General features: G+C 70.3%; 13 protein-coding genes and 1 tRNA gene. 8 read left to right on the top strand and 6 right to left on the bottom strand.

The genetic code is table 11. From position 1 onward, the window contains the following. Positions 1-8: 8 nt before the first annotated feature. From FVQ89_RS00280 to FVQ89_RS00245, 8 genes are all read left to right on the top strand, one after another. Positions 9-341, top strand: coding sequence for an Rv3654c family TadE-like protein (locus FVQ89_RS00280; RefSeq protein ID WP_187264832.1), 333 nt, complete (start codon positions 9-11; stop codon positions 339-341). Between the two features lie 83 nt (positions 342-424). After that, entirely contained in the window at positions 425-3,127 is a 2,703-nt protein-coding gene (topA, locus tag FVQ89_RS00275; protein ID WP_147899950.1) for a type I DNA topoisomerase, read from the top strand. Between the two features lies 1 nt (position 3,128). Continuing rightward, positions 3,129-3,758, top strand: a complete 630-nt coding sequence (tmk, locus tag FVQ89_RS00270; protein WP_147899949.1) for a dTMP kinase — start codon at positions 3,129-3,131, stop codon at positions 3,756-3,758. A gap of 10 nt (positions 3,759-3,768) precedes the next feature. Next, complete coding sequence (locus FVQ89_RS00265; protein ID WP_147899948.1) at positions 3,769-4,914, top strand: DNA polymerase III subunit delta'; 1,146 nt, start codon at positions 3,769-3,771, stop codon at positions 4,912-4,914. Next, positions 4,911-6,455 (top strand): alpha/beta hydrolase, encoded by a 1,545-nt coding sequence (locus tag FVQ89_RS00260; protein ID WP_147899947.1) that lies wholly within the window; start codon positions 4,911-4,913, stop codon positions 6,453-6,455. The genes FVQ89_RS00265 and FVQ89_RS00260 overlap by 4 nt, the downstream gene beginning before the upstream one ends. Before the next feature lie 86 nt (positions 6,456-6,541). Continuing rightward, a tRNA-Thr gene (locus FVQ89_RS00255) sits at positions 6,542-6,617 on the top strand. 216 nt (positions 6,618-6,833) lie between these two features. Next, the gene (locus FVQ89_RS00250; protein ID WP_255513313.1) at positions 6,834-7,133 is read left to right on the top strand and encodes a helix-turn-helix transcriptional regulator; all 300 of its coding nucleotides are present in this window, start codon (positions 6,834-6,836) and stop codon (positions 7,131-7,133) included. A gap of 62 nt (positions 7,134-7,195) precedes the next feature. Then, the gene (locus FVQ89_RS00245; RefSeq protein ID WP_147899945.1) at positions 7,196-8,434 is read left to right on the top strand and encodes a type II toxin-antitoxin system HipA family toxin; all 1,239 of its coding nucleotides are present in this window, start codon (positions 7,196-7,198) and stop codon (positions 8,432-8,434) included. On the opposite strand, the gene FVQ89_RS00240 is transcribed toward FVQ89_RS00245, so the two are convergent. From FVQ89_RS00240 to FVQ89_RS00215, 6 genes are read right to left on the bottom strand one after another with little or no spacing between them, the layout of a single operon-like run. Next, on the bottom strand, positions 8,392-9,168 hold the full coding sequence (locus tag FVQ89_RS00240) for an FAD:protein FMN transferase (protein ID WP_255513312.1): 777 nt from the start codon (positions 9,166-9,168) through the stop codon (positions 8,392-8,394). The genes FVQ89_RS00245 and FVQ89_RS00240 overlap by 43 nt on opposite strands. Positions 9,169-9,170: 2 nt before the next feature. Next, positions 9,171-9,725: an FMN-binding protein gene (locus FVQ89_RS00235; RefSeq protein WP_147899944.1), complete on the bottom strand. Its 555-nt coding sequence runs from the start codon at positions 9,723-9,725 to the stop codon at positions 9,171-9,173. Further along, positions 9,722-11,152 (bottom strand): ferric reductase-like transmembrane domain-containing protein, encoded by a 1,431-nt coding sequence (locus FVQ89_RS00230; protein WP_147899943.1) that lies wholly within the window; start codon positions 11,150-11,152, stop codon positions 9,722-9,724. The genes FVQ89_RS00235 and FVQ89_RS00230 overlap by 4 nt, the downstream gene beginning before the upstream one ends. 51 nt (positions 11,153-11,203) lie before the next feature. Next, positions 11,204-12,580 (bottom strand): HAMP domain-containing sensor histidine kinase, encoded by a 1,377-nt coding sequence (locus FVQ89_RS00225; protein WP_147899942.1) that lies wholly within the window; start codon positions 12,578-12,580, stop codon positions 11,204-11,206. Beyond that, positions 12,577-13,257: a response regulator transcription factor gene (locus FVQ89_RS00220; protein ID WP_147899941.1), complete on the bottom strand. Its 681-nt coding sequence runs from the start codon at positions 13,255-13,257 to the stop codon at positions 12,577-12,579. Before FVQ89_RS00220 ends, FVQ89_RS00225 begins: the two co-directional genes overlap by 4 nt. Next, entirely contained in the window at positions 13,257-13,973 is a 717-nt protein-coding gene (locus FVQ89_RS00215) for a VIT family protein (RefSeq protein ID WP_147899940.1), read from the bottom strand. Before FVQ89_RS00215 ends, FVQ89_RS00220 begins: the two co-directional genes overlap by 1 nt. Between the last annotated feature and the right edge of the window lie 32 nt (positions 13,974-14,005).

Genomic DNA, 14,005 nt, shown 5'->3' with positions numbered 1-14,005 from the left:
GTGCGCCCGTGAGACGCGACGACGGCGCGGGTGGTGTCCTCGCGCTCGCGATCGTCGGAGCGATCCTGTCGGTCACCCTCGCGGCCCTCGCGCTCGGGTCGGCCCTCGTCGCGCGGCAGAAGGCGGTCTCCGCGGCGGATGCGGCGGCGCTCGCCGCGGGGGACGTTCTCTTGGGGGTCGTGCCGGGCGATGCATGCGCGGTCGCCGCGGACGTGGCCGCCGCTCATTCCCTCGACCTCGCATCGTGCCGTCTCGAGGGCCTCGAGGCGATCGTCACCATCCGCCTCACGGTTCTCGGGCTCCCGGTCGCCGTCGTCTCCCGCGCAGGCCCGCCCGGCTGAGAGCTGTCCGCAGGCTGCGCGTCGGCCGTGAGCCGGGCTCGGACTCTATGTGTATGGTGTGCACCGGATAGGAAGGACCCGCAGTGCCTACAAAGAAGCTCGTGATCGTCGAGTCGCCGGCAAAGGCGCGCACGATCGCGCAGTACCTCGGCGACGGATACGAGGTTCAGGCGTCCGTGGGTCACATCCGCGACCTCATCGACACGAAAGACCTGCCGCCGGAGCTCAAGAAGGGCAGCCTCGGCAAGTTCTCCGTCGACGTCGACAACGGCTTCGAGCCCTACTACGTGGTGACCGACACGAAGAAGAAGACGGTCGCCGAGCTCAAGCGCGCGCTCAAGGATGTCGACGAGCTCTACCTCGCAACGGATGAAGACCGCGAGGGCGAGGCCATCGCGTGGCACCTTCTCGAAGTGCTGAAGCCGAAGGTGCCCGTGAAGCGCATGGTCTTCCACGAGATCACCAAGGAGGCGATCCAGCGCGCCGAGCAGAACACGCGCGAGATCGACACCGCACTCGTCGACGCGCAGGAGACGCGCCGGATCCTCGACCGCCTCTACGGCTTCGAGATCTCCCCGGTGCTCTGGCGTAAGGTCGGCCCAGGTCTCTCCGCCGGTCGCGTGCAGTCCGCTGCGACGCGCCTCGTCGTCGACCGGGAGCGCGAGCGTCTGGCGTTCGTCTCGGCCTCCTATTGGGACCTCGTCGCCGACTTCACGCCCGAAGGTGCGGATGCGCCCTTCTCGGCGAAGCTCGCACGCCTCGAGGGAAAGCGCATCGCCCAGGGTGGCGACTACAACGACCGGGGCGAGCTGAAGGCCGACGTCGCGCCGCTCGACGAGCGTGCCGCCGACATCCTCGCCGACGCGCTCCGGTCGCCCGAGGCCACGTTCGCCGTCCGCTCGCTCGAGACGAAGCCGTACTCGCGGCGACCCGCCGCTCCGTTCACCACGTCGACCCTCCAGCAGGAGGCGTCGCGCAAACTGCGCTTCTCGGCGCGCACGACGATGAGCCTCGCCCAGTCGCTGTACGAGAACGGGTACATCACCTATATGCGTACCGACTCGACGACGCTCTCGCAGCAGGCGATCGAGGCGGCCCGGCGCCAGGCGACCACGCTCTACGGCGCCGACTCGATCCCCGAGAAGCCGCGCGTCTACGCCTCCAAGTCGAAGAACGCGCAGGAGGCCCACGAGGCGATCCGCCCCTCCGGCGACGTCTTCCGTACCCCCTCCGAGCTCAGCTCCTCGCTGCGCGGCGACGAGTTCAAGCTCTACGACCTCATCTGGAAGCGCACCGTCGCCTCTCAGATGGCGGACGCCAAGGGGCAGACCGCGACCGTGACGATCGCTGCGGATGGCGGCGAGGGCGCCCACGCCGAGTTCACCGCGTCGGGCACCGTCATCACCTTCCGCGGGTACCAGGCGGCCTATGAAGAAGGTCGCGACGAGGTGCGCAACTCCGCCGACGAGGCGTCCGCGAAACTGCCTCCCCTCGAGGAGGGGCAGGCGCTCGCTCTCGCCGAGCTCGAGGCAAAGGGCCACGAGACGACGCCCCCGCCGCGCTACACCGAGGCGAGCCTCGTGAAGGCGCTCGAAGAGCTCGGCATCGGTCGGCCCTCCACCTACGCCTCGATCATCTCCACGATCATCGACCGCGGCTACGTCACACCGCGCGGCCAAGCTCTCGTGCCGAACTGGATCGCGTTCAGCGTCGTCCGTCTGCTCGAAGACCACTTCAGCGACCTCGTCGAATACGACTTCACCGCCGAGATGGAGGACGACCTCGACCGCATCGCCAACGGCGACGCCGACCGCGTGGACTGGCTCAACCAGTTCTACTTCGGTGGCGGCGACCACCCCGGGCTCCGCGAGGTCGTCGACACTCTCGGCGACATCGACGCTCGCGCGATCAACTCGATCCCGATCTCGGAGGGCATCACCCTTCGCGTCGGAAAGTACGGCCCCTACCTCGACGTCGTGCAGGAAGGCTCGGAGACGACTCGCAAGGTCAACATCCCCAACGGCCTCGCGCCCGACGAACTCACCCCCGAGAAGGCCCGCGAACTCGTCGACGCTCCCGTCGCCACCGACCGCGTGCTCGGCGAGAACCCCGCGACCGGCAAGCAGATCGTCGTGAAGGACGGCCGTTTCGGCCCGTACGTCACCGAGCTGGAACCCGAGCCGCCCGCCGCCGAACCGACGGTCGACCCCGCGACCGGCGAGGTCATCGAGCCGCCCAAGCCGAAGAAGGGCACCAAGAAGGCTGCAGCGGCGAAGCCCCGCACCGCGTCGCTCTTCGCCTCGATGGACCCCGCGACGGTCGACCTCGAGACCGCGCTCAAGCTCCTCGACCTGCCCCGCACGGTCGGCGCCGACCCCGAATCCGGCGACCCCATCACGGCACAGAACGGCCGCTACGGTCCCTACCTCAAGAAGGGCACCGACTCCCGATCGCTCGAGAACGAGGAGCAGATCTTCACGATCGAGCTTCCCGCCGCGCTCGAGATCTTCGCCCAGCCGAAGTACGGCGCGCGCCGCGCGTCGAGCGCGCTCAAAGAGTTCGACGCCGACCCCGTGAGCGGTAAGCCGATCCGCGTGCGCGACGGCCGCTTCGGTCCGTACGTCACCGACGGCGTCACGAACGCGACGATCCCGCGCGGCGAGGAGGTCGAGTCCGTCGACTTCGACCGCGCCGTCCAGCTGCTCGCCGACAAGCGCGCGAAGGGACCGGCGAAGCCGAAGTCGCGCACCGCCGCGAAGCGTCCGGCGGCCAAGAAGCGGGCCTGAGGTGCCCGACGCTCGGGGGCTCTTCCTCACCTTCGAAGGGGGAGACGGCTCCGGCAAGTCCACGCAGTCGGCGTTGCTGACCGAATGGCTCGCCAGCCTCGGACGCCAGGTCGTGCACTCCCGCGAACCCGGCGGCACCGAACTCGGGCTGGAACTGCGCGAGATCATCCTCCACCGTCGTGGGTACATGGCCCCGCGCGCCGAGGCGCTGCTCTACGCTGCCGATCGCGCCCACAACATCGCCACTGTCGTGCGCCCGGCGCTCGCCCGCGGCGACATCGTCATCCAGGACCGCTACCTCGACTCGTCCGTCGCCTACCAGGGCGCAGGCCGTGTGCTCGATCCCGCGGAGGTGCGCGACGTCTCCCTCTGGGCGACCGAGGGGCTGCTGCCCGACCTCACGATCCTGCTCGACCTCGACGTCGCCACCGGCCGCGATCGTCTCGACGACTCCCGCACGCGGTACGACCGACTCGAAGCCGAGGCGGCCGAGTTCCACCACCGCGTCCGCGACGCCTACCTTGCGCTCGCGGCGGCCGAACCGCAGCGATTCCTCGTGCTCGACGCGACCCTGCCCATCGACGAGCTCTCGACCCGCATCCGGGAGCGGGTGTCGGACCTGCTCGCGTAGCCTTCGCATGATGGAAGCGATCTGGGACGAACTCACCGGCCAGGCTGAGGCGATCGGCACCGTGCGCGCCGCCGCGGCCGGCGACGGTCTCGCCCACTCCTGGCTCATCACCGGCCCACCCGGATCCGGGCGATCCACACTCGCCTACGCGTTCGCCACAGAACTGCTCGCCCGCCCCGACGACCTCGCCGCCACAACCGCCCAGGTCGCCGCGCGCACCCACCCCGATCTCGCGGTCCTCACCACCGAAGCGGTCATCATCAAGATCGAGGACGTTCGCCGGCTCGTCGCCGCAAGCCAGTACTCGCCCGCGGTCGGCCGCTACCGCGTCATGATCATCGAAGACGCCGACCGCATGACCGAGCGCACCTCCAACGTGCTGCTCAAGGCGCTCGAAGAACCCCCGGAGCGCACCATCTGGATCCTCTGCGCGCCGAGCGAAGCCGACCTCCTCCCCACCATCCGCTCTCGGGTTCGCACCGTGCGGCTGCGCGTCCCGAGCGTCGATGACGTCGCCGAGCTGATCTCCCGGCGCGACGGGATCAGCCTCCCCGAAGCCACCCGGGCCGCCCGCGAAGCCCAGGCCCACATCGGCATGGCTCACCGCCTCGCCACCGACGAGCTCGCCCGCACCAGGCGCCGCCGCACGATGGAGCTCGCCCTCGGCATCCGCAGCGTCTCCGGCGCCGTGCTGGGAGCTGCCGAGCTGCTGGAGATCGCGGGCCAGGACGCCAAGCACATCACGGAAGAGCGCGACGCCCAGGAGCGCGAGCAGGCGCTCCGATCCCTCGGCGTCGAACCGGGGGGTACCGTTCCGCCCGCATTGCGCGCCCAGATCAAGGCCCTCGAGGAGGAGCAGAAGCGCCGCGCGACCCGGAGCCTCCGCGACGGGATCGACCGCATCCTCGTCGACCTGCTCTCGCTCTACCGCGACATCTTGCTGCAACAGCTGGGGGTCGGTCTCGAGCCCGTGAACCTCGCCATCTACGGCGAGCTGGCCGCCGCCGCCGAACGGGCCACCCCCGCACAGACCCTCGCGACCCTCGACGCGATCTCCGAAGCCCGCACACGCATCGAAGGGAACGTCGCGCCCGCCCTCGCGCTCGAAGCGATGCTCGTCACCGCGATCCGACGCGAGGCATCCGGGGCGCGATGAGGCACACGCACCGAACCCGGCGCACGGGAGCACGCGCCGTCGCGCTCGCCACGATGCTCGCCCTCGCCCTCACCGGCTGCGTCTCGTGGTTCCAGCCGAACCGGGCCCCCACCACCTCGGTGCCGACAGGGGAGGACGTGCCCGCTGCGCTCGCGCCGTACTACCACCAGGTGCTCAGCTGGCGCGGATGCGGCGACGGCATGCAATGCACGAGCGTCACCGCACCGCTCGACTGGAGCAACCCCGAGGGCGACACCCTCGAGCTCGCCCTCATCCGCCAGTACGCGACCGGCGGCTCGCCGCGCGGCTCGCTGCTCGTGAACCCCGGCGGGCCGGGTGGCTCGGGCGTCGACTTCATCCGCGACTCCGTCGACTTCGCGACGAGCGAGCGACTGCAACGCGAGTACACGATCGTGGGCTTCGACCCGCGCGGAGTCGGCGCGTCGACGGCGGTGACGTGCGGTGACGACGCCGTTCTCGACGACTACATCTACGGCGTCGTCCCCGAAGAACGGGGTTCTGACGCCTGGTTCGACGAGACCGAACGCCGCAACGCCGAGTTCGGCGCCGAATGCCTCGCCGACACGGGCGAGCTCCTCGGGCTCGTCGACACCCGATCCGCGGCACGCGACCTCGACCTCATCCGCGCCGCGCTCGGCGACGAGACTCTCACCTACCTCGGCTACTCCTACGGCACCTACCTCGGGGCCGTCTACGCAGAGCTCTTCCCGGACCGCGCCGGTCGGCTCGTGCTCGATGGCGCGATCGACCCATCCGCAGACGAGAGCGAGTTCACGCTCGCGCAGGCCCAGGGCTTCGAGGGTGCGCTCCGCGCCTACCTCGCGGACTGCGTCGACCGCAGCGACTGCCCCTTCACCGGCACCGTCGACGAGGCCGAGACCCGGGTCGCCGCGATCATGCGCGCGCTCGACGCCAACCCGCTCCCCGCTCCTGACGGCCGCGTGCTCGGTTCGAGCACCATGTTCACCGCGATCATCCTGCCGCTCTACAACCGCGACAACTGGGACTACCTCGATCAGCTCTTCACCGACGTCGAAGCGAACGGGACCGAGGTCGCCTTCTTCCTCGCCGACGCCTACAACGACCGCGAAAGCGACGGCAGCTACACCACCAACACGACCCAGGCGTTCCTCGCGATCAACTGCCTCGACATGCCCTCCGACCCGGATCGCGACCACATGCGCGCCGAGGCGGAAGAGCTCGCCGCTGCCGCCCCCGTGTTCGGGCCGTGGATGAGCTACGGCGGCGCCTTCTGCCCGCAGTGGCCCTTCTCGGCGGAGCGACCCCGTGAGGCGATCACGGCACCCGGCTCGCCCGACATCCTCGTCGTGGGAACCACGGGCGATCCCGCGACTCCGTACCGGTGGGCCGAGGCCCTCGCCTCCCAGCTCGAGAACGGTCACCTCGTGACGTATGACGGCGAAGGGCACACCGCCTACGGATCGAGCACCTGCGTGACCGACACGGTGGACGACTTCTTCGTGGACGGCGACGTGCCCGCAAGCGATCCGCTCTGCTGAGCCGCGTCCGCCGGTCCCGCCGTCTGGTCGGAGTCGCCGATGTTATCGACTATGCTCGGAGGCTGTGCATCGGCTCGTCCGGTCACGCCGCCTTAGCTCAGTCGGCAGAGCGATTCACTCGTAATGAATAGGTCGAGGGTTCGATTCCCTCAGGCGGCTCCACTCCATTCACATCCTGCCTTCAACCGGTTGTCGACGTGCCTGAGCTCGACTTGTCATCGCTCGTCCCGCGCGGTGTGCGGCCCTTTCGCCCGGCGAAACGTCCATGAGCTTCCCGGGACCGTAGCAAGAGACGGTGGTGCGCTGACAGGTATACCTGTCATAATCTGCCACATGTGGCATGAATACCTGTCGAGACGCTAGGAAAGGTAGGCGCGCGTGGTTCAGCGACGCAGCCCTCGGCGCGAACGTCAGCAGCGCGAACTGGGGGAGAACATCCGACGTTGGCGGATCGTGAACGGAATGTCGGCGGCCGAACTCGCGGACAGGGCGGCAGTGACGCGGGATACGCTGCGCGCCATCGAATCGGCCACGGGCGCTCCCCGCCTCGACTCCTTTCTGGCGATCCTGACGGCTCTTGGCATCGCCGATACGGTGATCGCCGCAACCGACCCGTACAGGAGCGACGCAGCACGCGCGCGAATCGACGAGATCCTTCGTCGGGGCGGAACACTGTGAATGCCACGACCCAGGTCGCCGTCTGGCTTGACGGACTCGAACCGGACCCGGTTCGTGTTGGCATGCTCCGTCCCTCGTTCCAAGGTGGCCGAACACTCGCGTCTACCGCGTTCCAGTACGACACCGACTTTCTGGCGCGAGCCGACCGGTACGAGCTCTCGCCCGATCTGCCGCTGGTGTCATCCATCCAATACGCACCGGAGGGGCAGGCGCTCTTCGGAGCTTTCGCGGATGCCGCTCCGGACGACTGGGGCGAGAGGATCATCGAAGCCCACCACGCCAGTCGCGCGAGACGTGACTCGTCGCTTCCCCGGGCGATCGGCAAGTTCGACTTCCTCATCGGGGTGGCCGATCAGACCCGCATGGGTGCTCTGCGGTTGCAGGCCGCGGAAGGTGGCGACTGGCTATCGAGCGATGCCGGGGTCGCGAACCTCCACGACCTCGCACGAATCCTCGAGGCGGCCGGTCGCTACGAAACCGGCGAAGCGACCGACGAGGATGTCGCGTATCTCAATGACGTCGCCACCTCGCCCGGTGGCGCTCGGCCGAAGGCGAACGTCGTGGCGCCCAACGGCCGACTCGCCATCGCCAAGCTTCCCCACTCCAAGGACGGCAACTCCGACGTCGAAGGCTGGGAAGCGCTGGCGCTCACCCTCGCCGGGAACGCTGGACTACGCACCCCCGCGTGGTCGCTGGAGCGAGTGGGACGCGAAAAAAGCGTTCTCATCTCCGAGCGGTTCGACCGAGCTGAGAAGAACGTTCGTGTCGGGTACATCTCCGCACGCACCGCACTCGGGCTCGGGATCTATGACGGCGATCGAACGACCTACGAAGAGTTCACCGACACGCTCGCAGAGCTCAGCGTGAACCCTCGAGTCGATCTGCATGAGATGTTCGGCCGAGTCGCACTCAACGTGCTCATCCGCAACGTCGACGACCATTGGCGCAATCACGGGTTCCTACGCGCCGGAAACGGGTGGCGCCTGGCGCCCGTGTTCGACCTCAACCCGGTTCCTCGCAGACGTGGTGGTGCCATCTTTGCGCGTCCGATCAGCCGCGAGGACGACCCCCGCGATCGGGACCTGCGCGTGCTCCTGAAGATCGCGGACAGCTTCCAGCTCTCACAAGACGCTGCCTACGCGGTCCTGCATCGAGTAGCCGATGCCGTTGCAGGGTGGCCGCGTGTCGCCGACGATCTCGGAATTGCTCAGGCGCAACGCGACGCCATGGCCGACGCCTTCGACGTCGCCCAGCTCGACTACGTCCGGGCGCTGCCGGGCGGCAGCATGCCCGGGGCCTGAACGTCACGGGCGTCGGCGACCGCCGCTCGCATGCCGGGCGTCGCGCGCAGCTCGCCGCTGCATCCGACGGTCAGCACGTCCACGTCGAACCACTCGGTCACGGAGTCGAGGGTCGCCTCGCCGCCCGCGATGATCGCCGTCGCGAGCACATCCGCCGTGACGATGTCGTCGGCCGCCACCGTCGCCTGCGTGAACACGGGAGCGGGCACATCGTGGCGTCGCCAGATGTGATCGCCGCGCTCGGCGCTGCCGCTCGTCGCGAGAGCGCGTCGCCCGGCGGAGGGGCGGATGGTGGCGAGCAGCCGATCGCGGTCGGTCGGGTCGACGACGCCCAGGCGCGGCCTCATGCCCGCGGCCCACAGCAGATCTCCACCCACGCCGAGCAGCCACTCGCCGGTGGCGTCGTCGAGCACGTCGGCGGCGTCTTCCATGGCGGTCGCCTTCACGATGCCCGAGAGGTCGAGCACGCCATCCGGGCGGTGCGGCGTGAACGCGTGCCCGGTGAGGGAGCGCCACGTGATCGCTCGCTCGTACGCTTCGCGCATCGGCACCGACGCATCGACCAGGTCGAGCTCGCCGTGCGCGATGCGCGACAGCTCCGAGTCGTCCCGGTAGAGCGAGAAGCGCGCATCCGCACGGGCGAGCACGGCCGCGACGCGCGCCGCGAGCTCGTCATCCGCGGCATCCATCGACAGCGATGCCTCGGTGCCCATCGTGCTCCAGTGGAGGTTCACGCTCAGCTCGCCTGATCGAGCGCCGACTGCAGCGAGCTGAGGTACGCCTGGCTCGTGTACGTGGCGCCGCCCACCATCTGCACGGATGCGGACTGGGCCGACAGCACCTCCTCGCGCAGGATGGGCGCGGCGCGGTTGCTGATCTGCACCGAGCGGCCGTCGTGGTCGGTCAGCTGCAACGCGGCGACGTCGGTGATCTGCCCGCCCGAGATCGTCACCTGCACCTGCACGTTGCCGAAGCGGGTCGAGACGGACGAGCCCGTGTACGTGCCGTCGGCGTATCCGGACGAGGAGCTGGTCGTGCCCGTCGAGCTGGATGAGCCGGTCGAGCCGGATGAGCCGGACGAGCCGGATGAGCCGGACGAGGACGACGAGGTCTGGTCGGAGTTCGTCGTCGAACCGCTGGACGAGCCGCTCGAACCCGTCGCACTCGTCGCGTCCGTCGCACCGGTCGCACTCGTCGCGTCCACGGCGGTCGCCGCCTGGCCCACCTCGTATCCGACCCCGAGCACGGTGAACGCGGCCAGGGCGCTCCCGAGGATCGCGCGCGTCCTCACCAGTCGAACCTCTCCGTGTGGATGCGGTCCTCATGCACGCCGGCCGCTCGGGCCGCCGCCACAACCTCGTCGGTCCACGCCTGCGGACCGCACACGTAGAGGTCGGAGCGGTCGAGCTCGGGGAAGACGCTCTCGAGCGTCACGCCGCGTGCCGCATCCTCCGCCGACATCCAGCCGCCGCCGGCGGGGCGGGGCCCCGTCGAGCGATACAGCTGCACCCCACGGCGGGCCGCGAGTTCGCGCAGCTCCGGCACGAGGAAGCCCTCCTCGCCCTGCGAGTTGCGCACGAGCACCGTCGCCTCACCCGGGGCGAGATCGCCGGATTCGAGCAGCGCCCGCACCGGCGTGACGCCGATCCCGGCCGCGACGATCGCGAGACGGGGCGAGGTGCGCGCGGCATCCGTGAACAGCCCGAACGGTCCCGAGAAGATCACCCGCGTGCCGGGACGCACGGAGGTGATCCGCTGGGTGCCGGAGCCGAGCACGCGCACCGTGATTCGGGCGTGCGTGCCGGTCGGCTCGGCCGAGAGCGAGATCGGGTGCGCGTGCCACCAGGTGCGGCGCGACCACAGGCGCCAGTAGAAGTACTGCCCGCCGCTCGCCCCGAGCAGGTCGAGCCGCCGGCCGCGCAGGTAGAGCGAGGCCACATCCGGCGCGATCCACTCGACGCGCTCCACCCGTAGGTCGTGCCGGAGTGACCGAATCAGCGGCTGTGCGATGCGGAACACCACGATTGCGCCGATCGCGACCACGTAGAGCGCGATCCAGTAGGCGCGCTGTGGCGTTCCGTCAGCCAGGACGCCGCCGACGCTCAGCTGATGCGGGATCGCCGTGAGAACGGCCGCGTAGCTCAGCAGGTGGATGCCGTACCAGAACTCGTACGGCAGCTTGCGGCGCACCGCGACCAGGGAGGTCACGACCACGGCGACGAACAGGCCGATCGAGAGGAACGCGAGAGGCATGTCCGGCAGCTCCCAGAGCTGCACCAGCTGGGCGCCGAGATCGATGCCTGCGGTCATTGCGTACCCGACGAGCAGCAGCGCTCCGTGCGCGAGGAGCAGGTAGAGCGCGGGCTTCCCGAGCCGCCGGTGCACCGCCATCGCCCGGTCGTGCCCGATCGTGCGGTCGAGTGCGGGGATACGCGCCGCCAGTACGAGCATCGCGAGCACGAAGTCCGAGCCGACGAGACCCGCAAGGATGCCGAGACCCGTGACGGCGCCCCCGGCGGTCGCCCAGTCGGCGAGTCCGCCGGTGGCGAGGTAGAGAGCCGCCGCGACTGCGCCCGATGCCCAGAAGGCGATGACGAGGAGGTCGGCGAGGAACCGGCGCCTGCGGAGGCGTCGGAGCCGGTCCTCGCCGACGGTCGGTACCGACCGCCGAGTACCCGCGGCCTCTGCGGGGGCCGTGCGGGGGAGTGTCGCGGTCATGTCTGCTCCTGGGTCCGAGTCGGTTCGACCGTTCCAGGATTCGCGCGATCCCTATGCCCCGGATGTGAGCGGGCCACCCGCCGGATGAGAGTTCTCACAGACCGGCATCCGCAGCTCGACCCGCAGTCCGGGGCCGGTGTTGCGGGCGGTCGCCGAGCCGCCCGCCGCTTCGGCCACCGCCCGCACGAGGGCGAGACCGAGTCCCGCGCCTCCCGCGAGCCTGCTGCGGGCGTCGTCCGGGCGGCTGAAGCGCTCGAAGGCCCGGGCCAGGAAGTCCTCGGGCATCCCGGGGCCGTCGTCCTGCACGGAGATGACGATCACCTCGCCCTCGCGGCGCGCATCGACGACGACGCTTCCTCGGCGATCCGTGGCGGTCAGCGCATTGGCGAGGAGGTTGTCGAGCGCGCGTCCGAGCGAGGCGCGATCCGAGCGCACCGCGTCCTCCGCTCGGAGATCGACCGTGAACCAGATGTCGGCGTCCGGGGCGAGAGTACGAGCCCGGTCCGCCGCCTCGGCGATCTCCGCGGCGATCTCATCCGACGATGCGGTGCGCTCCTCGTCGTGCTGCTCCAGGCGGGTGAGTGCCAGCAGGTTCGTGGCCAGGTCGCCGAGTCGCACTGCGGCCCGTTGTGCCTCGGCGATCTCGGCACGCAGGGTCTCCGCGTCGCCACCGCCGTCGTGTGCGAGTTCGAGGCGAGTGCGGATCGCGGCGACGGGCGTGCGGAGCTCGTGCGCCGCATCCGAGACCATCCGCCGCTCCCGAGCCGTCGCCTCCCGGGTGCGGGCGATGAACCCGTTGAGCGTGACGGCGAGTTCGGCGAGTTCATCGCGCGCGGGACCCACCGGCAGCTCGCCGTCCCCTTCGACCGAGAGCTGCGCCGCGGCGCGACGCATCCGCTCGACCGGGACCAGCGCGGCGCGCGTCAGGAGCCACGAGACCAGCCCGAGCACGCCCAGCAGCACCGCCCCGCCGATGTACAGCGCGTGTTCGAGCCCCTCGAGGGCGAGCCGCGTCGCTTCTTCGCTGCGCGCCGCCCATAGCGTCCACGTCCCGCCGGAGGTCTCGACGGCCTGACCGACGACCGTGTACGGCACGCCGTCGTCGTCCTCGTGCCGCACCTCGTCGTCGGCCTCGCGGTGCTCCACCGCCTCGTGGACCTCGTGCGGCAGGGTATCGACCACAGCGCGCCCGGACGGATCGACCACCCGCACGAGCACGCCCTCGCTCGGCTCGTCGACTTCGCCCCCGTCGTTGGCTTCGAGTTCGCTCACGATCGGCGCGAGATCCGCCCGCGCGAGCGACGCGTCGACGTCGGTGAGCATCGCGGCCACCTGCGCCCGCACCAGGAACACACCGCCGGCGATGAGCACGAGCGCCGCCAGCACGGTGCCGAGGACGAGCCGCACCCGGATCGGCAGGCGCCTCACGGCGTGCGCTCCTCGAGGCGGTACCCGGCCCCGCGGACGGTCACGATCTCGACGCCCGCGCGCTCGGCGTCGATCTTGCGTCGGAGGTAGCGCACGTACTGATCGACGACGTTCGGATCGATGTGGCGGCTCGTGCCCCACACCTCCTCGAGGATCTCCTCACGCCCCACGACCTCGCCGAGGCGACTCGCGAAGAACCGTGCCAGGGCGAACTCGCGGGCGCTGAGCGGCACGGGCTCGTCGGCGACCCGCGCGCGGAGCGTCGCGCCGTCGAGCGCCAGCCGTGCGACCTCGAGCACGACCTTGGGCCCCGTCGCCTCCCGGCGCACGAGGGCGCGGATGCGAGCGCTCAGCTCGGCGAACGCGAACGGCTTCACGAGGTAGTCGTCGGCGCCCGAGTCGAGCCCCTCCACGCGATCCTCCACCGCGTCCCGCGCCGTCAGCAGCAGCACCGGGAGCCGCGACCCACGCACTCGCAGCTGGCGGCAGAACTCGAATCCGTCGAGGCCCGGCAGCATCACATCGACTGCGGCCGCGGAGAATCCGCCGGTCACCGCCTCCATGAGACCCGTCGTGCCATCGCGCGCGACGACCACGTCGTATCCTTCCGCGCGCAGCCCCTCCTCGAGGAGGCCCGACATCTCGGGGTCGTCCTCGACGACGAGCACACGCGGCATCACACCACTCCGGCCGAGCCCAGCAGCCAGCCGACCGCGAAGGTCGCGGTCAGCGCCAACGTGCCGCCCACCACGTTGCGGATCACCGGGCGCACGGGGTTCGCGCCTCCCAGCCGACCGCTCACGGCACCCGTCGCCGCGAGCGCCACGAGCACGGCGGCGAACGTGAGCGGGATCCGTACCGACTCGGGCAGAAGCATGATCGTGAGGAACGGCAGGAGCGCCCCGACGGTGAACGAGGCGGCCGAGGCCCACGCGGCGGTCCACGGGTTGGCGACGTCGTCGGGGTCGAGGTGCAGCTCCGCGTCGAGGTGCGCCGCGAGCGCGTCGTGCGCCGTCAGCTCCCGGGCGACCGCGGCCGCGGTTTCGTCGCTCAGTCCCTTCGCGGCATACAGCGCGGCCAGCTCGGCGAGCTCCGCGTCGGGGTCGTCGCGCAACTCTGCCGACTCCTTCGCGATGAGCGCCTCGGTGGTGTCGGTCGAGCTGCGCACCGACACGTACTCCCCCAGGGCCATCGAGATCGCCCCGCCGAGGAGGCCCGCGGCACCGGCCGAGAGGATCGCGGCGGGGGAGGGGGTCGCGGATGCCACCCCGACGACGATCGCGGCGACCGAGACGATCCCGTCGTTCGCGCCGAGCACCCCCGCGCGCAGCCAGTTGAGCCGGCTGGCGAGGCCGCCGGCGTGCGGCTCATCGGGGTGCATCTCGACCGTCATGTCGACATCGAATCACCCGCGGCCCGCGCGCA

Origin of the sequence: Homoserinibacter sp. GY 40078 (genome assembly GCF_008017545.1) — a bacterium.
Taxonomy (GTDB): domain Bacteria; phylum Actinomycetota; class Actinomycetes; order Actinomycetales; family Microbacteriaceae; genus Homoserinibacter.
Note: the sequence above shows the minus strand (reverse complement) of the source record. Positions and strands in the feature narration are given on the sequence as shown.

Excerpts from the sequence above, each read along its gene's own strand:
- FVQ89_RS00260 (WP_147899947.1), top strand. The coding sequence starts at position 4,911 with ATGAGGCACACGCACCGAACCCGGCGCACGGGAGCACGCGCCGTCGCG.
- FVQ89_RS00220 (WP_147899941.1), bottom strand. The coding sequence starts at position 13,257 with ATGCCGCGTGTGCTCGTCGTCGAGGACGACCCCGAGATGTCGGGCCTC.
- FVQ89_RS00230 (WP_147899943.1), bottom strand. The coding sequence starts at position 11,152 with ATGACCGCGACACTCCCCCGCACGGCCCCCGCAGAGGCCGCGGGTACT.
- FVQ89_RS00265 (WP_147899948.1), top strand. The coding sequence starts at position 3,769 with ATGGAAGCGATCTGGGACGAACTCACCGGCCAGGCTGAGGCGATCGGC.
- FVQ89_RS00215 (WP_147899940.1), bottom strand. The coding sequence starts at position 13,973 with ATGACGGTCGAGATGCACCCCGATGAGCCGCACGCCGGCGGCCTCGCC.
- FVQ89_RS00245 (WP_147899945.1), top strand. The coding sequence starts at position 7,196 with ATGCTCCGTCCCTCGTTCCAAGGTGGCCGAACACTCGCGTCTACCGCG.